The sequence below is a fragment of the Luteimonas sp. 9C genome (assembly GCF_902506295.1).
Lineage (GTDB): Bacteria > Pseudomonadota > Gammaproteobacteria > Xanthomonadales > Xanthomonadaceae > Luteimonas.
Genome location: NZ_LR733312.1, coordinates 2,011,246 through 2,035,384, shown reverse-complemented (window position 1 = coordinate 2,035,384; position 24,139 = coordinate 2,011,246). Strand labels below are relative to the sequence as shown.

Sequence of the window (24,139 nt, the reverse complement as noted above, 5' to 3'; positions counted from 1 at the left end):
GTCAGTGCGCCCCGGCCGCGGGATCGGTCGCCTGCCGCTCGACGCTCGCGACGGCCACGCGCGTCGCCGGCTGCGGCACGGCGTCGGGGCCCTGCGGCGCGGCGAGGATCACGAGCATGACGCGGCGATTGGCGTTGCGACCTTCCACGGTCGCATTGTCCGCGATCGGCTGGAATTCGCCATAGCCCACGACGCCCAGGCGCGACTGGGCCACGCCTTCCGCCGCCAGGATGTGCACCACGCTCGCGGCGCGGGCGGTCGACAGCTCCCAGTTCGACGGGAACGCGGCGGTGCGGATCGGCTGGTCGTCCGTGTAACCCTCGACGCGCATCGCATTCGGCACCTCGCGCAGGACCGTGGCGACCTTGCGGATCGTGTCGGTGGCGGTGGCGCTGGGTGCGGCGACGCCGCTGGAGAACAGGATGTCGCTCTGGATCTCGACTTCCAGATAGTTGTGGCCGCGGCGCAGGGTGACCAGGTTCTTCTGCACCAGATCCGACAGCGCGGTCTGCAGATCGCGGCCCAGCGAGACCAGTTCGCTTTCGCCCTCCTGGCGGCCGCGACCGCTGCCGTCGAGCGCGCTGGGGCCGTGGCCGTTGACGCCGCTCGCATAGCGCGGCATGTCCAGCGCCTGCTGCAGGCGCGCCTGGATCATCGCGCTCGCCGGGGCCGGGCCGCTCTTGGCGGCGGCGGTCATCAGCGACGGTCGGTCGAAGGACGAGCCCAGGCGCTGGGTCTTGCCCAGCTGCAGCGGGCTGACCGAACGCGGCGGTCCGCCGAACGCGGCGTTGAGCGAGTCGGACACCGCGCGGTACTTGCCCTCGTTGACCGAGGAGATCGCGTACATCACCACGAAGAACGCGAGCAGCAGCGTCACCAGGTCGCCGTAGGGAATGGCCCAGGCTTCGTGGTTGGCGTGTTCCTCGTGGACGTGCTTCCTGGCCATGGCTCAGTGCACGTATCCGGCCAGGCGCGACTCGATGTTGCGCGGGTTCTCGCCCTGGGCGATCGCGATCAGCCCCTCGACGATCATCTCGCGCTCCTCGGTCTGCGCGTTGATCAGCGCCTTGAGCTTGTTGGCCATCGGCAGCAGGAACAGGTTGGCTGCGCCGATGCCGTAGATCGTCGCGGTGAACGCCGCCGCGATGCCGCCGCCGAGTTTGCTCGGATCGGCGAGGTTCTTCATCACCGCGATCAGACCCAGCACCGCGCCGATGATGCCCAGCGTCGGCGCGTAGATGCCCATGCCCTCGAACACCTTGGCCGCGGCGAGATCGCCCTGGCTCTGGTGATGCATGTCGGTCTCGAGCACGGCGCGGATCGAATCGGGCGCGATGCCGTCGACGACCATCTGCAGGCCCTTCTTCGTGAAGTCGTCCTGCTGCTCGGCGACCTGCGATTCCAGGCCCAGCAGGCCCTGCTTGCGCGCGGTATTGGCCCATTCGACGAGGCGGGCCAGGATCGCCGCGCGATCCTGGGACGGCGGCTTGAACACCCATTTGGTGATCTTCATGGCCCGCTTGAACGTGACCAGGCTGGTCTGCAGCAGGATCGAGGCGATGGTGCCGCAGATCACGATGACGAACGCGGCCGGCGACCACAGGCTGGACAGGCCCGCGCCCTTGAGCACGCTGCCGATCAGCAGCGCGACGAGCGCGAGGATCACACCGATGACGCTGAGCTTGTCCATGGAGTCGTTAACGGTCGGGTCGGGGATTTCTGAAGAGGGGATGTGCACACGGGCACGCCCCGGCGTCGCGCGGTCGGGGCGACGGATTTCCGTCGATACCGGGCACGCGCAGGAGGGATGCAAGAGACGGGCCGTGGACGGCCGCGGGTGCGCGGGGCGCTGAACGGACTGTCAGGTCCGTGAAGGCAATGCGGATCGGCGCGCTTTGCGCCTTCCCCCGTGCGCGGGGGAAGGTCGGGATGGGGGCGAAGTGGTGAGTCGAGGGAAGATCGGAATCGCCGACTGATGCTTGCGCCCGGTGACGCGGGTCCGTGTCGGAATGGCTGCCCCCACCCAACCCTCCCCCGCACGCGGGGGAGGGCTCGGAGCTGCATCACTCCGGCCCCAGTGCCTCGTCCGGATCGCGCTTCCAGTCCGACAGGCGGGCGCGCAGGCGGACCATGGCCTGGCCGTGGATCTGCGACACCCGTGATTCGCTGACCGACAGCACGGCGCCGATCTCGCGCAGGTTGAGTTCCTGCTCGTAGTACAGCGACAGCACCAGGGCCTCGCGTTCGGGCAGGCCTTCGATGGCCTCGACCAGGGCGACCCGGAAGGCATCGTCCTCGAACGCGCGCGCCGGGCTCGCGGACTCGCGGACCGCGAGACGGGCCTCGCCGTCGTGTTCCTCCAGGTGCGCATCGAAGCTGGTCAGCTGGCCGCGGGCGGCGTCCTCGACCAGGCGGTGGTACGCGTCGAGGGTGATCTCCAGGTGCGCGGCGATCTGCGCCGGCACCGCGCTGCGGCCGGTCTCCTGCTCGATCGCGCGCACCGCGGCGATCATGTCGCGATAGCCGCGGTGCACCGAACGCGGGGTCCAGTCGCCGCGCCGCATCTCGTCGATCATCGCGCCGCGGATGCGGATGGACGCATAGGTCTCGAAGGTCGCGCCGGGATCGGACTGGTAGTTCCGCGCCGCGTCGATCAGGCCCAGCATGCCGGCCTGCACGAGGTCCTCGATCTCGACACTGGCCGGCAGCCGCGCGGCGAGGTGATGGGCGATCCGGCGCACCAGCTCGCCATGACGCTCGACGATGTCCGCCGGCGAACCGGTCTGGGTCGCGCGGTAGCAGGCGGTGGCGGTGGCGTTCATGCGGGCAGGCCTCCGGTGGACCGGGCGCCCGGGGCGACCAGCCGGTCGACGAAGAATTCGACATGGCCGCGCGCGACCGCCGGCGACTGCCAGCTGCGTGCGCGACGGGCGATCCCGCGATAGGCGACCGCGGACGGCGCCGACGGGAACGCATCGACGACGGCTTCCTGGCGCTGCACGGCGCGGCGCAGCCATTCGTCGCGCGGGATCGATCCGATGTGGTGCAGGGTCACGTCGAGGAAGCGCGTGGTGACGCGCTGCAGTTTCTCGAACAGCGCCGGTCCCTCGCTCGCGTCCTGCACCTGGTTACACAGCACCTGCACACGCTGCACGCCGCGGTCGCGGGCGAGCACCTTGATCAGCGCATACGCATCGGTGATCGAGGCCGGTTCGTCGCAGACCACCACGATCACGTCCTGTGCGGCCTGGCAGAACGTCAGCACGCCATCGGCGATGCCGGCGGCGTTGTCGACGATCATCGTGTCGATCGAGCGATCGAGTTCCGAGAACGCATGCACCAGGCCCACGTGCTCCTGCGGCGTGAGCTGCGCCATGTGCTGCTTGCCGGACGCGGCGGGTACCACCATCAGTCCGTTCGGACCTTCGAGGATGGTGTCGGCGAGCTCGCAGCGGCCGGCGAACACGTCGGCGAGGGTGAAGCGCGGCGACAGGCCCAGCATCACGTCGACGTTGGCCAGGCCCAAATCGGTGTCGAGCAGCAGCGTGCGCTGGCCGGCATTGACCATCGCCGCGGCGAGGTTCACCGAGGTCGTGGTCTTGCCGACGCCGCCCTTGCCGCTGGCGACGGCGATGACGCGGGGCGCGGCGGAATCGGGTGCGGCATCAGACGGCATGGCGGGCCTCGGGCGCGGCGGTGTCGGCGACGGCGGCGTGGCGGCCGGCGGCCATCGCCTGGGCGAGCACCAGGCGGTTGCCCGGCGCGATGTCGGCGGTCGCATCCTGGCCATCGGCGGTGTAGGCGATCGGCAGCCCGTTGCGCACGGTCACCGACAGCGCCGAGCCCAGATAGCCGGTCTCGTCGAGCTTGGTCAGGACCAGGCCTTCCGGCGAACACGGCCGGTAGCGGCGGATGACCTCGTGCATGTCCTGCGGATTGCCGTTGGCCGGCAGCACCAGCAGGCTGCGGACCTTGCGCGCGGTGCGCAGCCACAGGATCTGGTTGAACAGCGCGCGGTCGTTGGGCGCGTAGCCGGTCGTGTCGACCAGCACCAGCGGATAGTCGGCCAGCTGGGTCAGCGCCTGCTGCAGGCCGGTCATGCCGCGCGCTTCGCAGACGGTGATGCCGAGCTTGCGGCCGTGCGCCTGCAGCTGTTCGTGCGCGCCGGGACGTTCGCAGTCGGTGGTGATCAGGGCAACGTCGCGCGCCCGGTGGCGGGCGGCGAAACGCGCGGCCAGCTTTGCCGCGGTGGTGGTCTTGCCGGCGCCGGTCGGGCCGACGAGGGCGATCACGCCGCCATCGTCGATCGGCTCGCAGGCGCTGACCTCGAGCGTGCGCGCGAGGGCGTCGAGCATCGGGCCCTGGATCGCGTCGACCGGCAGCGCCGGATCGAGCTGGGCGGCGACCGACTGCGCCAGTGCCTCTTCGCAACCGAACGCGCGCAGTGCATCGAACGCTGCGGCGCGTGCGGGCGAACCGCGCAGCCGCTCGCGCTCGAACTGCGCCATCTGGGTTTCCATCAGTTGGCGCATGCGCGCCATCTCGTCGCGCATCGCGGCGATCGCCGGCGCTTCGGGCTCCGGCGTCGGCACCAGCGACAGTGCAGGCGCTGCGGCGACTGCAGGCCGGACGATCCCGACCGCTGCGTCGGACGCCGCGGCGTCGTCGAGGGCCATCGGCTGCGGCGCCTGCGGCATGCGCGCGGTGAGCAACGCGGCGAAGGAGGGCGCTTCGTCGGCGATCAGGGCATCGAGTGCGTGGGCATCGTCGGCGCGCAGTTCGGCATTGGCGGCGGCGACGGTCGCGCGCGCCGGCGAGGCGGGCTGCAGCGGCAGGCCGCGGGCCACTTCGGCCACGGCGGCGGCCGGGCGGATCGCCGAGGTGAGTTCGGCCAGCGTGGGGCCGTCGCTGTCCTTGAGGCGGGCACGCGCGCGGTCGCGCAGTGCGGCGGCCTGCTGCTCGGCGTCGCCGGATGCGGTCACCGCCGCGTCGACGGCGGGGACGGCGGGGCGCGCCTGTCCCAGCGCAGCGGCGAACGCCGCGGCCGGATCGACGATGGTGCGTTCGAACATGCTGCGCGCAGGTGCAGGCGCAGCCGGGGCCACCTGCGCGGGCACGACGGCAGGCGTCGGGATTCCGGCATCGGCGGCCGGTGTGTCGTCGGCTTCGGCGGCGCGCAGCACGCGGGCCAGCGCGGCCTCGTCGTAGCCCAGCGAGGCGACCACCTCGATCCCGTCGGCGACGCCGCGGGTCGACAGGATCACCGCATCGGGGCCCAGCGCTTCGCGGATCTTCCGCAGCGCGGTGCGCATGTCCGGGGCGATGAAACTCTTGATCTTCATGGTCCTCTCCGCGGCCGCCGGCAGTCCGGCGCGCCGACCGTGTCAGTGGCGGGCAATGGAACCGCGGGTCATCCCACGGCGCCGACCAGACGCAGACGCTTGTCTTCGGGAACCTCGGCGTAGGCGAGTACGGACAGCGACGGAACGCTGTGCCGCACCAGCCGCGCCACCGAGGCGCGGACCCCGCCTGGAACGAGCAGCACGGCGGGTTCGCCGCGGCTCTCCTGACGGGTGACGCACTCGCTCAAGTTCTGGTGCAGACGCTCGGCGAGTCCCGGTTCGAGCGCTGCGCCCTGGCCGTTGACCGAGTCCTGCAATACCCGTTCCAGCTGCGGCGCCAGGGTGTAGACGGGGAACTCCTCGGCCATGCCGTTGAGCTCCTGCACGATGAAGCGGCCCAGCGCGACACGCACCGCGGCGGTGAGCTGCGCCGGGTCCTGCGTGTGCACGCCGTGCTCGAGCAGGGTTTCGACGATCTGGCGGATCTGCCGCACCGGCACGCGGTCGGCCAGCAGCGACTGCAGCACCTTCACCACCACCGACAGCGGCAGCAGCTTGGGTGTCAGATCTTCGACGAGCTTCGGCGTGCCCTTCGCCAGCGTGGACAGCAGCTGCTGCACTTCGTCGTGGCCCAGCAGTTCGGCGCTGCGTTCGCGCACCAGGTGCGAGAGGTGGGTCGCGACGACGGTCGCCGCATCGACGACGGTGTAGCCCAGCGATTCGGCATGCGCGCGCTGGCTCGGCAGGATCCACGTGGCGTCGAGACCGAAGGCCGGGTCCTTGCCGGGAATGCCGTCGAGCGGTCCGAACACGCGGCCCGGATCGAGCGCGAGCTCGCGGTCGGGGTGGATCTCGCCGCCGGCCACCGGCACGCCGTGCACCATCACGCGATACGCGCCGGGTGCGAGTTCGAGGTTGTCGCGCACGTGCACGGCGGGAATCAGAAACCCGATGTCCTGGGTGAGCTTGCGGCGGACACCCTTCAGGCGCGCCAGCAGTTCGCCGCCCTGGGTCTTGTCGACCAGCGCGATCAGCTTGTAGCCGACTTCGAGCGCCAGCGGCTCGACCGGGCGGATCTCGTCCCAGCTCAGTTCGGCCAGCGGCGATGCCGCCGCCAGCGCCGCGGTCGCCGCCGCTTCGCGTTCGGCCTGTTCGGCGGCCGCGGGCGCGGCGCGCAGCTTCCACGCGGCAATGCCGAGGATCGCCGCCAGGATCAGGAACGGCAGGTTGGGCATGCCCGGGATCACGCCGATCAGCCCCATCAGCAGGGCGGCGACGGTGAGCGCGCGCTGGTGACCGAAGACCTGCTTCGACACCGCCTCGCCCATTTCCTGCTCGCCGGTCGAGCGCGTGACCAGCATCGCGACCGCGGTGGCGACCAGCAGCGCCGGCAGCTGCGCGACCAGGCCGTCGCCGATCGCCAGCAGGGTGTAGGTGCGCGCCGATTCGGCGAAGCCCATGTCGTGCGACATCATGCCGATCAGCAGGCCGCCGACGATGTTGATCAGCAGGATCAGGATGCCGGCGATCGCGTCGCCGCGGACGAACTTCGAAGCGCCGTCCATCGAGCCGTAGAAGTCGGCCTCGTCGCGGACTTCCTGGCGCCGCGCCTTGGCTTCCTCGCGGGTCAGCACGCCGGCGTTGAGATCGGCGTCGATCGCCATCTGCTTGCCGGGCAGGGCATCGAGGATGAAGCGCGCCGAGACTTCGGAGATGCGCCCCGCGCCCTTGGTCACGACGATGAAGTTGACGATGGTCAGGATCGCGAACACCACGATGCCGACCGCGAAGCTGCCGCCGATGACGAACTGGCCGAAGGACTCGATGACGTGGCCGGCCGCGCCCGGTCCCTTGTGCCCGTGCAGCAGCACCACGCGCGTGGACGCGACGTTGAGCGCCAGGCGCAGCAGCGTGACCAGCAGCAGCACGCTGGGGAAGATCGAGAAGTCCAGCGGCTTGCGCACGTAGACCACCGCCATCATCACCACCAGCGACAGCGCGATGTTGATGGTGAACAGCGCATCGAGCACCGGCGGCGCCAGCGGCACGATGATCATCGCCAGCAGCGCGAGCACCACGACCGGCGCCGCGGCGCCGGCCTTGATCGCGCCGAACGCGCCGCCGACGGAGAACCGACCCGGCTGTGCGCTCATCGCGCCGGTCCGTTGACGCCGTTGCCGGCGATGGGATCGAAGTCGATCGCGCCCTCGGGCCCGGCGTCGAGCTCGGCCAGCGCCGGCATCGGCCCACGGCCGGGCGCCCAGGCGCGCAGCTGGTACACGTAGGACAACACTTGTGCGACGGCGGCGTAGAGCTTCACCGGGATTTCCTGATCGACCTGCGCCTGTCTGTACAAGGACCGTGCCAGCGGCGGCGCCTCGACGATCGCGATGCGGTGGCGGTCGGCGATCGCGCGGATGGCCAGTGCGAGTTCGTCGACGCCCTTGGCCACGACGACCGGCGCGCGCATGTCGCCGTCGGCGGTGTACTTCAGCGCGACGGCGTAGTGGGTCGGGTTGACCAGGATCACGTCGGCGGTCGGGACCGCGTCCATCATCCGGCCGCGCGACATCTGTGCCTGGACCTGGCGCACGCGCGCTTTCAGTTCGGGATTGCCTTCGCTTTCCTTGAACTCGTCGCGGATCTCCTGCTTGGTCATCTTCAGCTTGTTGCGGTACTGGAGGTGCTGCCAGGGCACGTCGATCAGTGCCAGGAAGCCGAGCGCGCCGACCATTGCCAGCAAGGCGTTCATCGCCATGTCGATGCCGCCGGCGACCGACTGCTCCAGCGATGCCAGCGGCATCGACAGCAGCGACGAGAACGCGTGGTGGACCATGTAGATGCCGACGCCGCCGATCAGGAGCACGCGCAGCAGCGAGCGCACCAGTTCGGCCGCGCCTTCCTTGCCGTAGATCCGGCCCAGGCCGGTCATCGGATTGAGACGTTTGAAATCGGGCTGCAGCGATTTCCCGGCGAAGCGCAGGCTGCCCATCGCCGCCGGCGCGATCGCGCAGGCCAGCAGCGCGGCGACGAACAGCGGCGTCATCGCCAGCAGCAGGCGTCCGAACAGGCCGGCCGCATGCGGCAGCAGGCGGTCCTGGGTGCCGAGTATCGACGCGTCGATGATCAGCGCGTCGCGCATCCAGTCTAGGCTGGTCGCGCCGATGCCGCCCGCGGTCGCCTTGAGGGCCAGCACCGCGCAGCCGAGCACGGCCACGTTGGCCAGCTCGCGCGAGCGCGGCACGTTGCCCTTCTCCCGCGCATCCCGCAGCCGTTTTTCGGTGGGAAGTTCGGTCTTGTCGTCCTGGTCGGTCTCGCTCATCGCCCGGGCCTTTAGCCGATCAGTCCGCGCGCGGCGAGAAAAGCCGAATCGAACAAGGCCTGCACCGGCGCCAGCAACTGGCGCATCAGCAGCATCAGCAGGATCAGCCCGGTCAGCAGCGAGACCGGCAGACCGATCGCCATCGGATTGAGCTGCGCGGCCGCGCGCGAGAGCACGCCGAACGCGATGTTGACCGACAGCAACGCCATCACCACCGGCAGGGCCAGCAGCACACCCGCGCGCAGCGCGGTCGCGAAGAATGCCGGCACCGCCGACAGCAGCGCCTGCAGATCCGGCAACGCCTGGCCGATCGGCAGGCTGGCGTAGCTGTCGTGCAGCAGCCCGATCAGCGCCAGGTGCCCGTCGAGGGTGAAGAACAGCAGCGAGAACACCAGGAAGAACCACTGCGACAGCACCGGCGACGCGGCCCCGCTGAGCGGATCGGCCATCGTCGCGAACGACAGGCCCATGCCCTGCGATACCAGCTCACCGGCCAGCTGTCCGGCCTCGAACGCCATCCGCAGCACCAGCCCGATCGCCACCCCGATCGTGAACTCGCGCAGCACGCCGAGCACCGTCGCCGAATCCACCGCCATCGGCGGCGGCGCCGGCAGCACGGTGCTCATGGTCGCCGACAGCGCGATCACGAGGATCAGGCGCGCGCGCACCGGCATCGTCCGTCCGCCGATCGCCGGCAGCACCTGCAGCGCCGCGCCGATGCGGATCGCATGCCACAGCACGGCGGCGAGCATCGCGAACATGTCGACGCCGGTCGAGGTGGTGAGGGTGACGGTATCCATCGGGGAGTCGAGCGGTCCGGGCGATCGCGGCGGGAGGGCCGTGACGGCGGGATGCAGGATTTGTGCCGGGGGTGGTTCGACTTTCCGGCGCGCCGATCAAGCCCTCCCCCGCATGCGGGGGAGGGTTGGGTGGGGGCAACGCGTCAGGTCGGCGGACGCTGCAACCGAGCGACGGTGCCTGCCGCCCGATTCGTCGACACGTCGGCCTGACCGTTCGCCCCCATCCCAGCCTTCGACCCGTGAAGGGCCCAATGCCCCGCGCGCGTGGGAAGGGGCGGTTCAATGCGCGAGCAAGGTTGATCGCGAGCGCAAGAACGATCGAATCACCCGATCAGATGCGGAATCCGATGGAACAACTCCGTCGTGAACGCGACCATCCGCCCCAGCAGGAAATTCCCGACCAGCGCGAACGTCGCCACCAGCGTGATCGCCTTGACCACGAAGGCGATCGTCGGCTCGTTGATCTGCGTGGCGGCCTGCAGGATGCCGACGATCACGCCGATCGCCAGCACCGCGACCAGCGGCGGGCCGCCGAGGACCAGGGCCATCTGCATGCCGCGGGAGATTTCGGTGAGTGCGGTCTCGGGCGTCATGGCATCAGACCGCGTTGAAGCTGGCGGCGAGCGAGCCGACCACCAGCACCCAGCCGTCGACCAGCACGAACAGCAGGATCTTGAACGGCGCGGAGATCAGCATCGGCGACATCATCATCATGCCCATCGACATCAGCACGCTGGCGACGACGAGATCGATGATCACGAACGGGATGAAGATCAGGAATGCGATCTCGAACGCGGTCTTGAGCTCGCTGGTCAGAAACGACGCGGCGAGCACGCCGAAGGGCACGTCCGCGGCGCTGTTGTAGGGGCCGCTGTTGGACAGGCCGGCGAAGGTCATCAGGTCCGTCTCGCGCACCTGCGCCAGCATGAAGCCGCGGAACGGGTCGCTGGCCGCGGTCCAGGCGCTGCGGAAATCCAGGGTGCCGTCGAGATAGGGCGCGATGCCCGCGCTCCACGACGCGTCGAACACCGGCGTCATCACCATGAAGGTGAGAAACAGCGCCAGCGCCAGCAGCACCTGGTTGCTCGGCGTCTGGCCGGTGCCCAGCGCCTGCCGCAGCAGGCCCAGCACGATGATGATGCGGGTGAAGGCGGTCATGCCCAGCAGCGCGGCCGGCAGCAGGGTGATGCCGGTCATCAGCGCCAGCACCTGCAGCGGCATGCTGACGGTCTCGCCGCCGACCTGGCCGACGGTCACCGCCGGCATCGACTGCGTGGCGAGATCGGCGAAGCCGGGTGCACCGCTGTCGGGAATCGCGGGCGCGGCGATCGGCGCGGGCGTGGGCGACGGCGCGGTCTGCGCGAGCGCGCTGCCGGCGAAGGGCAGCAGCGCGGCGAGCAGCAGCGTGGCGATGCGGATGCGGGACGTGGCGCTGGTCACGGCTTCTTCTTTCCGAACTGTTGGGCGAGCACCTGCGCGAACACCGGTGTCGGCTTCGCCTCGGGCACCGGCAGGGGCGTGTCGAGCGTGTGCAGCACGCGGGTCCCGGTCGCGCCGGTGCCCACGAGCAGCTGGGTGTCGCCGACGGCGACCACCACAACGCGTTCGCGTGGGCCGAGCGACAGCGAACCGAGCACGCGGAGCGCCGGATTGCTGGCGCCGCCGATGCCCGGCATGCGCCGGGCGAACCAGCCCAGCGCCACGATCAGGCCCACGACAAGGACCAGTGCAAGGACTGCGCCACCGATGCTGCCGGCGCTGCTGGCCGATGCGACCGTCGTGGCGCTGCCGGGCGTCGCGACCTGTGCGGTCCTGTCGGTCGAGGGACGACCCAGTGGCTGCGCAACGGCCGGCGCGGCGGTCATCGCCTGCGCGCCGATCGCGGTGGCCGGCGCGGTGGCGGCGGGCATGTCGACGACGAAGGCGTCCACACCGAATGCAGTGGCCGGCGGCGCGGGTGCATCGACGACCGCATCGGGCGCGGACGCACTGCCGATCGCGACCGGTGCCTGCGCCGCGGCGAGCGTGGCGTGGGCGGCGAGGGCACTGGGCATCGCGGTCACTTCAGGCGCTTGATGCGCTCGGCCGGGCTGACCACGTCGGTCAGGCGCACGCCGAAACGGTCGTTGACGACGACGACTTCGCCGTGCGCGATCAGCGTACCGTTGACGTAGACGTCGAGCGGTTCGCCCGCGGCGCGTTCCAGTTCGACCACGGCGCCAGGCGTGAGCTGCAGCAGGTTGCGGATCGGCATGCGTGTACGGCCGACTTCCAGCGACAGCTGCACCGGCACGTCGAGGATGACGTCGAGGTTCAGATCGCCGGCGGGCGCCGTGGCGGCCTCGTCGGTCAGCGGGTCGAACGCGGCGGTGGTGGCGGTGTCGGTGGTCATGGGGTCGCGGCCTGGAACTCGTGGGAATCGTTGGACGGGGTCGCCTGCGGGAACTTCAGCCGGGTGACCTTCAGTGCGTTGAAGCCGTTGTGTGTGCCGAACTCGCCTTCGAACATCGGCGTGGACTCGACGTCCATCTGCACAGGGCGTGCCAGCTCGATCGGAATCACGTCGCCGACCTTCAGGTGCGCGAGTTCGCGCAGGCTGATCCGGCGATGCGCCAGCGACACGCTCAGCTCCAGTGCCGCGGCTTCGACACCCGCGCGCAGGTGTCGCGCCCAGGTCTCGTCGGAATCGCTGCGCTGACGGCGCGGGCCGGTGGCCTCGAGGTGGTCGCGCAGCGGCTCGAGCATCTTGTAGGGCAGGGCGATGTGCAGATCACCGCCGCCGCCGTCGAGCGCGATGCTGAAGCGGCTGATGACGATGTGGTCGCGCGGATCGATCAGTTCGACCTGCAGCGGATTGCTCTCGGTACCGGTATGGGCGAATTCCAACGCCTGCACGGGCAGCCACGCGGTGGCCATGTCGGCGAACACCTGGCGCAGCATCAGCTGCACGATGCGTTGCTCGGTCGGGGTGAATTCGCGCTCGGCGACCTTGGCCGGGAAACGCCCGCCGCCACCGAAAAAGTTGTCCACCACGGTGAACACCAGCCGCGGCTCGAACACCACCAGCGCATTGCCGCGCAGCGGTCGCGCCTGGATCACGTTGAGGTTCGCCGGCTGCGGCAGCGAGTGCATGTACTCGTCGAAGCGCACCACGTCGACGCCACGGATGGTCAGTTCGCACGAGCGCCGCAGCAGGTTGAACAGGCCGACCTTGAAGGCCAGCGCGAAACGTTCGTTGACCGCGTCCAGGCCCGGCAGACGACCCCGCACCACACGGCCCTGTCGGGCGAAATCATAGGGCCGCACTTCGCCCGGCGCGGCCGGCGCGTCGGTGCCGACCGCGCCGCTGTCGACGCCGTGCAGCAGCGCGTCGATCTCGTCCTGCGACAGCAGCTCGGTGCTCATCACTGCACAACCAGGCTGGTGAAGATGACGGCCTCGACCTTGGTCGGCTGGCCTTCCTCGCGCAGCAGCTTGCGCACTTCGGCCAGGCCCTGCTCCTGCAGGCGTTCCTTGCCGCTGCGCTGGCCCAACTGCGCGGCGGTCTGCTGGCCGAACAGCAGCAGCAGCCGGTTGCGGATCGCCGGCGCCTGCGCCTCGATCGCCGCGAGCGTCGGCGCGTCGCGCGTCATCACCTGCACATCGGCCTGGAGGAAGCGGGCCATGTCGGTATCGGCGAGATTGACGACGAACGCGGGGTCGAGCGCGAAATAGGTCGCGGCCGCCTTGGCGGTGGTCGCCGCGGCGGCCTCGCCCTCGGGCGCATGCGCAGCGGCATTGCGCTGGGTCCACCACCAGCCACCGCCGGCGCCACCGGCCAGCAGCACCACCGCGCCGATGATCAGCGGGAGCTTGCTCTTCTTCTTGGGGGCGGCGGCTTGGGCAGAGGCAGCGGACACGGGACGACTCCGGGGATGGATGTCTACCGGATGCAAGGCGTGTGCCGGAGCGCCGACAGGGCGGCTGCCGGAAAGCCGACAGTCCCGCCAATGCGCCCTTCGTAGGATGGGTCGAGCGCAGCGAACCCCATCACCTGGATCCCGAGGTCAAGGATGACCCGCTACAGACGCGACCACACGCCAGGCGCCACCTGGTTCTTCACGGTCAATCTCGCCGATCGGCGGCAACGCCTGCTGGTCGAACGGATCGCCGCGCTCAGATCAGCGTTCGCAGTCGTGCGCGACCGGCGTCCCTTCAGGATCGATTCGATTGTGGTGCTGCCGGACCATCTCCACGCGGTCTGGACGCTGCCGGCAGGCGATGCGGACTATCCGCTGCGTTGGCGACTGATCAAGGCAGCGTTCTCGCGCGGGCTCGATGCGGACGAGCCTCGATCACGGAGCCGGGTGTCGGCTGGCGAGCGTGGCATCTGGCAGCGTCGGTACTGGGAGCATCGGATCCGGGACGAGAGGGACTTCATGCGCCACGTCGATTACATCCACTTCAATCCGGTGAAGCATGGGCACGTGGCGCGCGTCGCGGATTGGCCGTGGTCGAGCTTTCATCGATATGTGCGTCGCGGCGTCCTGTCAGCCGATTGGGCAGGAGATGCATCCGACGCGCACGAATTCGGCGAACGTAAATAGCTTGGCCGTCCTGCTCTGCAGGCGATGGGTTTCGCTGCGCTCCACCCATCCTACAAAGGCATGGCGGCGCGACCTTAGGATGGGTAGAGCGCAGCGAAACCCATCATTGCCATCTCGCAGTGGTGCGAACCTCAGGCGTACTCGTCCAAGAGCCCACGATCGCGCAGCATCGGCGCTGGCGTCGATGTCGCGACATTCGCGCTCGGGCCCTCATCGCCGACGCCGCTACCGCCGAAGCCCGACGTAGTCTGCTCCTGCGACTGCGGAGCGTTCTGCTGGCGCTGGCCGACATCCGCCTGGCCCAGCTGCAGGCCATGCTGGCCGAGCATCTCGCGCAGGCGCGGCAACGTCGACTCGAGCGCCTGGCGCACATCGGCGTTCGCGCTGGCGAACTCGGCCGACACGCGGGTGCCGTCGAGCTGGATCTTCAGGTCGATGCGGCCCAGGTGTTCGGGATTGAGGCGGATCTCGGCATGGCCGAGCTTCTGTTCGGCGGCCCAGGCCACGCGGGCGCCGAGGGCGTCGTCGAAGCCGGCGTCGGGATCGCGGGGCATCTGCAGCGGCGGCAGCGTCGCGACGGGCACGCTGGGGCCGCGGGTCGATCCGTGGACGGCCAGCGGGATGCCGGGCGGCAGCGCATCGAGGCCGTCGATCGGCGCAGCCTCGTCGCGCTCGACCGTCTGCGCGGCGGCCAGCGCGATCTGCGCGGCCGTCACAGCGGCACCCGGTGCAGCGACGGCGGCGGTCTCGCCCGCGCGCGGCATCGCCGGCAATTCGGACAACAGCGACGCCAGGTCGATCGCACCCGCGCCGGCGTCCGCATCGGGCATCGCGACGGCCGCCGCGTTCGCGACCGGGTCTGCCTGCGCGGGCAGCACGATCTGCAGGGCTCCTGGGGATGCGCGCATGCCGGCGAGCAGATCGGCGGCGTCGGTTGCCGGCGTCGGTGCGGTGGACGCGGTCGGCGGCGCGAGCCCCGACAGCAGTGCGAACATCTGCTGCGACAGCGCGTCGTCGGGCGATGCGGTGACGGCGGCGTCGCGCTCGTCGGCCGCCGGCAGTGTCGGCAGCCGCGCGGCGGCGTCGGCGGGCAACGTGCGCAACGCGGGATCGATCGTGGCGTCCGCCGTCGGCACGACCAGACGCGCATCGAGCCGCGCTTCGATCGGCGTGGCGTGTCGCGTCGTCGGCGCACCGGATTGCACGATCGGCGAGGAGCCGCCGGTGGTCGGCATCGGGTTCATGGGGGCATCCGGGTCGACGGGAACGGGGCGCGTGGTCGTCGCCGCACCGCCCGTCTGCAGGGCGGCTGCGAGATCGGCCGCGACGCGTGCGAAATCGGTGCCGGTGCCGGTGTCCGTGCTCGTCACACCGCTGCGCGCCGGCGATGGCGTCGCGGCGACTGCAGGCGTCGCCGCGAGGCGCTGCAGGGCAGGCGCCCCGCTCATGCGACGTCTTCCGCGGTGGCGGCATTGCGCGGGCGACGCCCACCGATCTCGTCGAGTTCGCGCTGGGTCTTGGCCTGCTCGACCCTGGCTTCCTGCGCGCGATAGCTGTCGGCGAGCTTCTCCAGGACCAGCGTCTCGCGGCTGGCGAGCATCAACCGCGCGCGTTCGACATCACTGACCTGGCGGCTGTGGTCGACGATGCCGGCCTGTTGCACGACCGCGGCGTTGAGCCGCTCGCGGAACGCCATGCGGTTGACCAGCAGCGCAGGCGAAATGCTGACGGTGCCCGGCGATGCGGCGTATTCGTCGGCATAGCGGCGCAGGGCCTCGAGCCGGTCCTGCTGCTCGCGCACGACGCGTTCGCGCTCCGCGACGCGGCGCGCGGCCTCGTCCTGGCGCTGTTGCACCACCTTGATCAGCGGGTCGAGCCGTTGCGAACGCATGGGAATCAGCTTCCGTTGGCGGAGTTGAGCGGAAAGGGTTGGCCGGCGGCATCGTCGAGCAGGCGGGCGAGCGCGTCGCGACTGGCGGCCACGTCGGCCGATTCGCGCACGTCCTGGCCGAGGAAGTGCAGGATCGCGGGCCAGCGCTGCAGCGCTTCGTCGACGACCGGGTCGCTGCCGCGCTGGTAGGCGCCGATCGCGATGAGATCGCGCTGCGCGCCGTGCGCCGCCATCAGGCGCTTGAGCTTGCGGATGCGCTCGCGCCACGGCGCGTCGGTGATGTCCTGCATGACGCGGCTGACCGACTGTTCGATGTCGATCGCCGGGTACTGGCCGGATTCGGCGATGCGGCGCGTCAGCACGATGTGGCCGTCGAGGATCGCGCGCGAGGCGTCGGCGATCGGCTCCTGCTGGTCGTCGCCTTCGGTGAGCACGGTGTAGAATGCGGTGATCGAGCCGCGTCCGTCGGCGCCCATGCCGGCACGCTCGACGAGCGCGGGCAGTTTGGCGAACACGCTCGGCGGATAGCCGCGGGTGGTGGGTGGTTCGCCGACCGACAGGCCGATCTCGCGCTGCGCCTGGGCGAAGCGCGTCAGTGAATCCATCAGCAGCAGCACGTCGAGACCCTGGTCGCGATACCACTCGGCGATCGCGGTCGCGCGCAGCGCGCCGTGCAGGCGCGCGAGCGGCGGCCGATCGGCAGGCGCGGCCACGACGACGGCGCGGCGCAGACCTTCTTCGCCCAGCGTGGCTTCGACGAAATCACGCACTTCGCGGCCACGTTCGCCGATCAGGCCGACGACGATGACGTCGGCCCGGGTGTAGCGGGTCATCATGCCGAGCAGGGTGGATTTGCCCACGCCCGAGCCCGCGAACAGGCCGACGCGCTGGCCGCGACCGATCGGCAGCATCGCGTTGATCGCGCGGACGCCGACATCCAGCGATGCTTCGATCGGCTGGCGCGACAGTGGATTGATCGGGGTGCCGGCGAGCGGGACGTAGTTCTCGGCGCGGATCGGGCCACGCCCGTCCAGCGGCTCGCCATCGTTGTCGATGACCCGGCCGAGCAGGCCCTCGCCGACCGCGACTTCGCCCTTGCGCCGGGTACTGAGCACGCGCGCATTCGGCAGCAGGCCCTGCAGGTCGCCGGTGGGCATCAGGAAGGTGCGGTCGCCGGAGAAGCCGACGACTTCGGTGTCGACCCAGCGGTCGCCGGACGTGGCGACGCGGCAGCGCGAACCCAGCGGTGCGGTGCAGCCGGACGCCTCGAGCGTGAGCCCGACCGCGCGTCGCAGTACGCCTTCGCGCACCAGGCCGCGATGTTCGACATCGGGCGTCGCGCCGCGCAGGCGCATCGCCAGGCGCAGACTCCGCGCGCCGTGCCAGCCGGCGAGCGTGTCGTCGTGCGGAGCGATCGCCGTCGCCTGCATCGCCGGGCTCATCATCACGGCGCGTCGCCTTCGTCGGCCTGCAGCGCGTCGAGCACCGCCTGCAGTCGCGCGGCGACGGTGCCGTCGATGCGCACGCCCTCGCTGTGCAGACGGAGTTCGCCACGGCCGAGCGACGGGTCGGGTGTCACGCGCACGCCGGCGAGGCCGGACAGGTGCGGCGCGAGCACGTTGAAATCGTCGGGCTGCAGGCGCAGTTCGATCTCGCGCGAGGCGCTGCCGACCGCGTCGAGCGCTTCGCGCACGAGATCGGCGAGCAGGGTGGGATCGGCGGCGTAGGCGCGACCGACCAGTGCGCCGGCGATGCGCACGGCGAGTTCGGACAGCGCGTCGTTGACTTCGCCATCGAGCCGAGCGAGCGGTCGGGTGAAACCGTCGAGCACGCCCTGCAGCTGGGCGATGCGGCGCTGGATTTCCGCTTCGCCCGCCGCGAGACCGGCCGCATACCCGGCGGCGTGGCCGTCCTGCTGCGCGGCGTCGCGCAGCGCTTCGATCTCGGCCGCAGTCGGCGGACGCGGCACATCGGCCGGACGGGCGAGCGCACGCGGCGCCTCGCCGAAACCGGGTGCGATCCACCGTTCGGCCTGGTCCATGTCGAGCGCAACGGCGTTCAGACGAAGTCCTCCGACCGGGTCTGCAGCGTGATGTCACCCGACTCGGCCATCTTGCGGATCTGTGCGAGGATTTCCTTCTGCGCCGCTTCCACTTCGGCCAGGCGCACCGGGCCGCGCGATTCCATGTCGTCGATCAGGATTTCGGCCGCGCGCTGCGACATGTTGCCGGTGACCTTGGTGCGCACGCGCGGATCGGCGCCGCGCAGCGCCAGCGCCAGCGAGTCGGACGACACCTCGCGCAGGATCGACTGCATCGTGCGGTCTTCCATCGTCGCCAGGTTGTCGAAGGTGAACATCAGGTCGCGGATCTCGTCGCCCAGCGCGCCGTCGGCTTCGCTGATCGACTGCAGCAGGGCTTCGTCGCTGCCCGCGTCCATGTAGTTGAGGATGCCGGCCGCGACCTTGGCGCCCCCGACGACGGCGGGCTTGGCGGTCTGGGTGCCGGAGAACTGCCGCGCCATCACGTCGTTGAGTTCGGTCAGCGCGTGCGCGGGAATGCTGTCGAGCGTGGCCACGCGCATCAGCACGTCGCCGCGGATCGTCTCGGGCAGGCACTTGAGCACGTCGGCGCCCTGGTCGCCGTCGAGATGCGCGAGCACGATCGCGATGATCTGCGGGTGCTCGTGACGCACCAGATCGGCGATCGCCTTGGGCTCCATCCACTTCAGCGCATCGAGGCCAGGCGTGTTCTGGCCGGTCAGGATGCGGTCGATGACGCCGCTGGCGCGTTCTTCGCCCAGCGCCTGCATCAGCACCGCGCGCACGTATTCGTCGGCGCCGTCGCCGATCTTGGCCGGCTGGGTGATGACGTCGGCGAACTCGCCGATCACGCGCTCGACGGTGCGGTGCGGGATGTCGCCGACGGTCGCCATCGCGACGCCGAGTTTCTGCACGTCCTTGGCGTCCATGTGGCGCAGCACTTCGGCGGCCTGCGCCTCGCCGAGCGAGAGCAGCACGACGGCCGCGCGCTGGGTGCCGCTCAGGGTGTCGGATGCATCAGCCATCGGCGGCCACCATTTCGCGCACGACCTGGGCCACGCGCTTGGGATCGGCGCTCGCGGCGTTGCGCGCCGTCTGCAGGTTCTGGTCGAACCCGGGCGCCGGCGGCAGCGCCGGCTTCGGGGAGTAGGCGGCGGACAGCTTGACCGGCACTTCGTCGTCGTCGACGACTTCGGCGGTCACCGTGCCGAGATTGCTGGTGCCGGCCGCGGCCGCGCCCACGGGCACGAGTTCGCTGCCGGCGCTGCGCTGGCGCGCGCCGATCAGCTGGCGGAACGCCGGGCGCAGGACGAACAGGATCACCAGCAGCACCGCGATGCCACCGAGCACCATGCGTGCGATCTGCAGCATCTGCGGGTCCTGCCAGATCGGCGGGCCGGCCGGCGTCTCGATCGCTTCGCGGGCGAACGGTGCGTTGACGACCGAGACCGCATCGCCGCGCTGCGCATCGAAGCCGATCGCCTGCTGCACCAGCGTCTCGATGCGGGTGATCTCGGCTTCGTTGAGCGGACGCGCCGCGGCCACCGCGCCGTCGGCGCCCGGTGCACCGGCCACGTTGTCGACCAGCACCGCGGCGGTGACGCGGCGGATGCGCGGCACGGCCTGGCGCGTGTGGGTGAGGGTGCGGTCGATCTCGTAGTTGCGCGTGGAACTGCGGCTGCCCGGACCGGTGGCGGTCGCCTGCGCGGGCTGTGCCTGCGGGTTCGCCGGATCGGTGGTGTTGGCGGCGTTGGGCGTGTTGGCGACGGCGCCGGGCACGCCCTGCGCAGGCGCGGTGGCGCCGAGGTTGCCGCTCTCCGACAGTTGCTCGCTGCGCACGATCGCCGCCTGCGGACCGTAGGTTTCGCTGGCCTGCTCGGTGGTGGCGAAGTCCATGTCCACGCTGACCTTGGCGCTGACGCGGCCCGGGCCGGTCATCGGTGCCAGCAGCTCCTCGATGCGCTGCACGTACAGTGCTTCCTGGCGGCGCTGCTGCTCGAACTGCTTTCCGGTGACGGCGTCGGCGCTGTCGGGATCGGGATTGGACAGCAGACGGCCGAACTGGTCGACCACGGTCACGCGCTCGGGCGAGAGGTCCGGCACGCTGGACGCGACCAGGCGCTCGATCGCGTCGATCTGGCTCTGCTCCAGCGCCTGGCCCGCATGCAGCTGCAGCACGACCGACGCGCTGGCGGGTTCGTTCTGGCGGGTGAACGCGGAGGGCTTGGGAATCGCGAGATGCACGCGCGCCTCGCGCACCGGGCGCAGGTTGGAAATGGTGCGCGCCAGTTCGATTTCCATCGCGTGCTGGTAGCGCGCGGTCTCGACGAACTGGCTGGTGCCGAAACCCTGGTCACCCTGCAGCGATTCGAAGCCGGCCGGGCCGGCCGCGGTCAGACCGGCCGAGGCCAGTGCCATGCGCGCGGCGCCGGCCTGGTCGGCGGGCACCGACAGGCCGCCGGTGGCCGCGTCGAGACGCACCGGAATCTGCGCCGTGCGCAGCGTGTCGGCGGCCTGGCTGGTCGACTTCGCGTCGAGGCCCGCGGAGACCATCACGTAGTCGGGCTTCTGGGTCCAGAAGAACAGCCACAGGCCGAGCGCGATGGTCGCCGCGACGAGCAGGAACAGGCCTGCCTGGCGCACGACCGGAATGTCCTGGAAACGGCCGAGGTCGCGCAGCGCGGCGGCGGCCTTCGGAAGTCCTGCGTTGGGAACGGAGACGGCGCTCATGGGCGGGGATTCGGACTTCGCGGAAGGAGGTGGACGAGCGGGAACGGACGATCAGGCCTGTCGCACTTACACCGGCATGTTCATCACGTCCTGGTAGGACTGGACGAGGCGGTTGCGGACCTCGACCGTGGCGCGGAAGGCGACCGACGACTGCTGCATCGCGACCATCGTGCGGGCGAGGTCGGCGCGTGGATCGCCCAGCTCGAACGCGGTCTGCATCGCACCGCTGTGGGCCTGGGTCTGGCTGACCTTGTCGATCGCGCCCGACAGCAGTTCACCGAATCCCGGCGCTTTGGTGCCGTTGTCGACGCGGCCCAGCTGCGCGTTGCCGAGCGCGGTGTCGATCGCGTTGCCGGGACCGACATCGCCACGCGCGCGGGTCTCGTGCGCACGGATCTGGCTGAGGATCGAGGAAATGGCGTCGGTCATCGGGGTGGCTTCGCAGCGGCTCTACGCTGTTCAGGCAATTCCCGTGCCAGCGGGTCGTCAGAAACCTGCCGCAGCGGCCGTGGTGGTATCGGCTTCGCGGTCGATGCCGTACTTGCGCAGTTTTTCGACCAGCGTTGTGCGGCGCAGGCCGAGAAGCGGCGCGGCATGCGCGACCACGCCGTTGGCCTGCGCGAGCGCGGCGCGGATCAGCTGCAGTTCGATCGCCGCGATGTGGTCGCGCAGGTCGAGGCCCTCGCTGGGCAACGCGGCATCCAGTGACGGCAGGCTCGGTGCGGCCTGCGTGGGCGATGCGGGCGGCGGCGCGGCGACCAGACGCGCGATCGGCGCATCGGGTTCCGCGATCTGACGGATCGCCGGCGCGTCGTCGAGCAGCTCGCCGGTCGGCAGGGCGGCGCGGTAGCGCGCCGGCAGATCCATGGCGCGCACGGTGCCGGCCGGATGCAGCACGGCCAGGCGTTCGAGCAGGTTCGACAATTCGCGCACGTTGCCGGGCCAGCGGTGCCGCTGCAGCGTGGCGACGGCGTCGGGCGACAGCGTGACCTGGCCGCGACCCTGCTCGGTCTGCTGGCGCGAGATCGCCGCGATCAGCGCCGGCAGGTCCTCGGTGCGCTCGCGCAGCGCCGGCAGTTCGATCGGGAACACGTTGAGACGGTAGAACAGGTCCTCGCGGAACTGGCCACGCTCGATGCGCGATTCCAGATCGCGGTGCGTCGCGGCGATCACGCGCACGTTGCACTTGATGGTGCCGGTGCCGCCGACGCGCTCGAAGCAGCGTTCCTGCAGCACGCGCAGCAGCTTGACCTGCATCGGCAGGCTCATGTCGCCGATTTCGTCGAGCAGCAGCGTGCCGCCCTCGGCCATTTCGAAGCGGCCCTTGCGCTGGGTCAGCGCGCCGGTGAACGCGCCCTTCTCGTGGCCGAAGAGTTCGCTTTCCAGCAGGTCGGCCGGAATCGCACCGCAGTTGACGGCGACGAACGGCTTCTCGCGACGCGTGGACCGGTCGTGCACGGCGCGCGCGGCGACTTCCTTGCCGGTGCCCGATTCGCCGAGGATCAGCACGGTGGTGTCGTGGGGGGCGACCTGGTCGATCATGCGGTTGAGCGCGACCACGCCGGCGCTGTGGCCGGTCGGGCCGCTCTGCGGACGCGCGGCGCGCGCCTGCGCCTCGGCATGGTTGATCGCCGCGCGCTGCAGGCAGTCCTGCAGCTGGCTGCGGCGCAGCGGAAAGTCGAGCGGCCACACCGACTGGCGGTGCAGGCGCGAACGCCAGGCGGCGTCGGGCGCATGACCCGGCAGTTCCAGCACCGGCGGATGCAGCGACTGCTTCGACAGCCACGCGGCGAAGCCGGCGAGCTCGGCCTCGTCGATGTCGCCCACGACCACCGCCAGCCAGTCCTCGGCGCGCGCACGGGTCAGGTCCAGGTCCTCGAGGCCGGCGATGATGCGCGGCGTGTATTCCATGAACTCGAGCAGCGTGGCCACGCGCTCGGCGCGCTCCATGTCCTGTTCGATCACGAGGATGCGGGCGGTGTTCATCAGGCGGCGACCTGCAGGGCGACGGCGGTGCGGTTGGAATGGCGGGCCTTGGCGGGGCCGATCGACAGCTGGTCGCGGTACTTGGCGACGGTGCGGCGGGCGATGCGCACGCCCTGGCGGGCGAGGATGCCGGCGATCACGTCGTCGGCCAGCGGCGCGTGGCGCGGCTCGTCGTCGATCAGGCGCTTGACCATCGCGCGGACCGCGCTGCCCGACACGTCGGCGCCTTCGAGCCGCACCGCGAACAGGCGCTTGAGTTCGATCGTGCCGCGCGGGGTCTGGATGTACTTGCCGGCGACGATGCGCGAGACGGTGGATTCGTGCACGCCGATCGCATCGGCGACCTCGCGCAGGGTCAACGGCAGGATCGCTTCGTCGCCCTGTTCGAGGAAACCGCGCTGGCGCGTCACCAGAAGCTGCGCGGTGCGGAACAGCGTGTCGTTGCGCATCGCCAGGCCGCGGACCAGCCAGCGGGCCTCGTCGAGCAGGCCACGCAGCACGCTGTGGTCACTGCCGGCGAGCGCACGCTCGCAATGCGCGCTGATGCGCACGCGCGGCGTGGTGTGGCGGCCCAGCGCGACGCGCCAGGCGCCGCCCGCGTGCCAGGTGACGACGTCGGGCACGATGTGGCTGTCCTCGGTCGCGGCCGGCGCTTCGACCGGATGCGCGCGCAGCGACAGGATCAGGGCGACCGCGTCGCGCACCGCCGTGGTGTCGACCGACAGCGCGAGCGCGAGGGCCGCATCGTCGTGCGCAGCCAGCAGGTCGACGTGCTCGGCGAGGATGCGCAGCGCCAGCGAGCGGGCATCGGAGGGGAGAAGCACGCGCAGCTGCGCGGAGAGGCATTCGGTCGGATCGGTCGCGGCCATGCCCGGCCACTCGCCGTGCAGCAGACGCTGGCGCGCGATGTTCAGATCGTCGCCGCGGCCGGGAAATTCGGTTTCGCCTTCGGCCTGCAGTTCGACGAGCGACTGTTCCAGGTAGCCGTTGTCATCGCAGCGGTCGAGCCAGAACGCGGCCAGCGGCAGATCCGTGGCGGCCCATTCCAGCGCCAGGCGCGACAGCAGGCGCTGGCGCATGTCGGTGGATTCGCCGTCGGCGATGCGCGCGGTGGCATCGTCATCGAAGCCGCCAGCGCTGCCGTTGCCACCGAGGCCGGCGAGGAATGCGGGCTCGGGCAGCTCGTCCCAGGCGGCCGCTTCGAAGCCGGCGATGTCGGCTTCGGGGGTCTCGATGTCCAGCTCCGGCTCGTCCTGCTCGAGCAGCGGATTGCGCTCGAGGGTCTGCTGGAGTTCGGTCGCCAGCTGCTGCGAGGTCAGCTGCAACAGACGGATGGACTGGAGGAGTTGCGGCGTCAGATTGACGCCCTGCGCCATCCCGGCGCGGAGAGTGCCCTTCATCACTTCGAATCCCCAAGGCCGACACCCCGTCAGCCAGTGAA

Annotated in this window: 24 protein-coding genes; 1 reads left to right on the top strand and 23 read right to left on the bottom strand. The window is 70.6% G+C overall.

What is annotated here, in order from left to right; genetic code table 11:
* Position 1: 1 nt before the first annotated feature.
* The 14 genes from motD to CURTO8I2_RS09255 all read right to left on the bottom strand — a co-directional run bounded on the left by motD (position 2) and on the right by CURTO8I2_RS09255 (position 13,363).
* Positions 2 to 946 carry a flagellar motor protein MotD gene (motD, locus tag CURTO8I2_RS09320; protein WP_159680617.1) on the bottom strand — a complete coding sequence of 315 codons (945 nt, stop codon included), beginning with the start codon at positions 944 to 946 and terminating at the stop codon, positions 2 to 4.
* Positions 947 to 949: 3 nt separating this feature from the next.
* Entirely contained in the window at positions 950 to 1,690 is a 741-nt protein-coding gene (locus tag CURTO8I2_RS09315; RefSeq protein ID WP_159680616.1) for a flagellar motor protein, read from the bottom strand.
* Between the two features lie 373 nt (positions 1,691 to 2,063).
* Positions 2,064 to 2,822 (bottom strand): RNA polymerase sigma factor FliA, encoded by a 759-nt coding sequence (locus CURTO8I2_RS09310; RefSeq protein WP_159680614.1) that lies wholly within the window; start codon positions 2,820 to 2,822, stop codon positions 2,064 to 2,066.
* The gene (locus CURTO8I2_RS09305) at positions 2,819 to 3,676 is read right to left on the bottom strand and encodes a MinD/ParA family protein (RefSeq protein WP_159680613.1); all 858 of its coding nucleotides are present in this window, start codon (positions 3,674 to 3,676) and stop codon (positions 2,819 to 2,821) included. The genes CURTO8I2_RS09310 and CURTO8I2_RS09305 overlap by 4 nt, the downstream gene beginning before the upstream one ends.
* Entirely contained in the window at positions 3,666 to 5,342 is a 1,677-nt protein-coding gene (flhF, locus tag CURTO8I2_RS09300; protein ID WP_159680611.1) for a flagellar biosynthesis protein FlhF, read from the bottom strand. The genes CURTO8I2_RS09305 and flhF overlap by 11 nt, the downstream gene beginning before the upstream one ends.
* A 68-nt stretch (positions 5,343 to 5,410) precedes the next feature.
* Positions 5,411 to 7,495 (bottom strand): flagellar biosynthesis protein FlhA, encoded by a 2,085-nt coding sequence (flhA, locus tag CURTO8I2_RS09295; protein WP_159680609.1) that lies wholly within the window; start codon positions 7,493 to 7,495, stop codon positions 5,411 to 5,413.
* Positions 7,492 to 8,664 (bottom strand): flagellar biosynthesis protein FlhB, encoded by a 1,173-nt coding sequence (flhB, locus tag CURTO8I2_RS09290; protein WP_159680607.1) that lies wholly within the window; start codon positions 8,662 to 8,664, stop codon positions 7,492 to 7,494. Before flhB ends, flhA begins: the two co-directional genes overlap by 4 nt.
* Before the next feature lie 11 nt (positions 8,665 to 8,675).
* Positions 8,676 to 9,464 (bottom strand): flagellar biosynthetic protein FliR, encoded by a 789-nt coding sequence (gene fliR, locus CURTO8I2_RS09285; protein WP_159680605.1) that lies wholly within the window; start codon positions 9,462 to 9,464, stop codon positions 8,676 to 8,678.
* Positions 9,465 to 9,787: 323 nt separating this feature from the next.
* On the bottom strand, positions 9,788 to 10,057 hold the full coding sequence (locus CURTO8I2_RS09280) for a flagellar biosynthetic protein FliQ (protein WP_159680603.1): 270 nt from the start codon (positions 10,055 to 10,057) through the stop codon (positions 9,788 to 9,790).
* 4 nt (positions 10,058 to 10,061) lie between these two features.
* A complete protein-coding gene (fliP, locus tag CURTO8I2_RS09275) occupies positions 10,062 to 10,793 on the bottom strand; it encodes a flagellar type III secretion system pore protein FliP (protein WP_236551134.1) in 732 nt (243 codons plus the stop codon).
* A gap of 107 nt (positions 10,794 to 10,900) precedes the next feature.
* Complete coding sequence (gene fliO / locus CURTO8I2_RS09270) at positions 10,901 to 11,518, bottom strand: flagellar biosynthetic protein FliO (RefSeq protein WP_236551051.1); 618 nt, start codon at positions 11,516 to 11,518, stop codon at positions 10,901 to 10,903.
* A 5-nt stretch (positions 11,519 to 11,523) separates the two neighbouring features.
* Positions 11,524 to 11,856, bottom strand: a complete 333-nt coding sequence (fliN, locus tag CURTO8I2_RS09265) for a flagellar motor switch protein FliN (protein WP_159680601.1) — start codon at positions 11,854 to 11,856, stop codon at positions 11,524 to 11,526.
* Entirely contained in the window at positions 11,853 to 12,872 is a 1,020-nt protein-coding gene (fliM, locus tag CURTO8I2_RS09260; RefSeq protein ID WP_201295495.1) for a flagellar motor switch protein FliM, read from the bottom strand. The genes fliN and fliM overlap by 4 nt, the downstream gene beginning before the upstream one ends.
* Positions 12,869 to 13,363: a flagellar basal body-associated FliL family protein gene (locus CURTO8I2_RS09255; RefSeq protein WP_159680597.1), complete on the bottom strand. Its 495-nt coding sequence runs from the start codon at positions 13,361 to 13,363 to the stop codon at positions 12,869 to 12,871. Before CURTO8I2_RS09255 ends, fliM begins: the two co-directional genes overlap by 4 nt.
* Before the next feature lie 153 nt (positions 13,364 to 13,516).
* Here CURTO8I2_RS09255 and CURTO8I2_RS09250 point away from each other — a divergent pair, with 153 nt between their 5' ends.
* Positions 13,517 to 14,050, top strand: coding sequence for a transposase (locus CURTO8I2_RS09250; RefSeq protein WP_159680595.1), 534 nt, complete (start codon positions 13,517 to 13,519; stop codon positions 14,048 to 14,050).
* A 131-nt stretch (positions 14,051 to 14,181) separates the two neighbouring features.
* On the opposite strand, the gene CURTO8I2_RS09245 is transcribed toward CURTO8I2_RS09250, so the two are convergent.
* From CURTO8I2_RS09245 to rpoN, 9 genes are all read right to left on the bottom strand, one after another.
* The gene (locus tag CURTO8I2_RS09245; RefSeq protein WP_159680593.1) at positions 14,182 to 15,498 is read right to left on the bottom strand and encodes a flagellar hook-length control protein FliK; all 1,317 of its coding nucleotides are present in this window, start codon (positions 15,496 to 15,498) and stop codon (positions 14,182 to 14,184) included.
* Positions 15,495 to 15,941 (bottom strand): flagellar export protein FliJ, encoded by a 447-nt coding sequence (fliJ, locus tag CURTO8I2_RS09240; protein WP_159680591.1) that lies wholly within the window; start codon positions 15,939 to 15,941, stop codon positions 15,495 to 15,497. Before fliJ ends, CURTO8I2_RS09245 begins: the two co-directional genes overlap by 4 nt.
* Before the next feature lie 5 nt (positions 15,942 to 15,946).
* Positions 15,947 to 17,371, bottom strand: a complete 1,425-nt coding sequence (gene fliI / locus CURTO8I2_RS09235) for a flagellar protein export ATPase FliI (RefSeq protein WP_159681624.1) — start codon at positions 17,369 to 17,371, stop codon at positions 15,947 to 15,949.
* 14 nt (positions 17,372 to 17,385) lie between these two features.
* A complete protein-coding gene (locus CURTO8I2_RS09230) occupies positions 17,386 to 17,982 on the bottom strand; it encodes a FliH/SctL family protein (protein WP_159680589.1) in 597 nt (198 codons plus the stop codon).
* A 17-nt stretch (positions 17,983 to 17,999) separates the two neighbouring features.
* On the bottom strand, positions 18,000 to 18,986 hold the full coding sequence (gene fliG, locus CURTO8I2_RS09225; protein WP_201295544.1) for a flagellar motor switch protein FliG: 987 nt from the start codon (positions 18,984 to 18,986) through the stop codon (positions 18,000 to 18,002).
* 13 nt (positions 18,987 to 18,999) lie between these two features.
* Positions 19,000 to 20,712, bottom strand: a complete 1,713-nt coding sequence (fliF, locus tag CURTO8I2_RS09220; RefSeq protein ID WP_159680585.1) for a flagellar basal-body MS-ring/collar protein FliF — start codon at positions 20,710 to 20,712, stop codon at positions 19,000 to 19,002.
* Positions 20,713 to 20,778: 66 nt separating this feature from the next.
* On the bottom strand, positions 20,779 to 21,141 hold the full coding sequence (gene fliE / locus CURTO8I2_RS09215; protein WP_159680583.1) for a flagellar hook-basal body complex protein FliE: 363 nt from the start codon (positions 21,139 to 21,141) through the stop codon (positions 20,779 to 20,781).
* Positions 21,142 to 21,198: 57 nt separating this feature from the next.
* A complete protein-coding gene (locus CURTO8I2_RS09210; protein WP_159680581.1) occupies positions 21,199 to 22,698 on the bottom strand; it encodes a sigma-54 dependent transcriptional regulator in 1,500 nt (499 codons plus the stop codon).
* Positions 22,698 to 24,098: an RNA polymerase factor sigma-54 gene (rpoN, locus tag CURTO8I2_RS09205; RefSeq protein WP_159680579.1), complete on the bottom strand. Its 1,401-nt coding sequence runs from the start codon at positions 24,096 to 24,098 to the stop codon at positions 22,698 to 22,700. Before rpoN ends, CURTO8I2_RS09210 begins: the two co-directional genes overlap by 1 nt.
* Between the last annotated feature and the right edge of the window lie 41 nt (positions 24,099 to 24,139).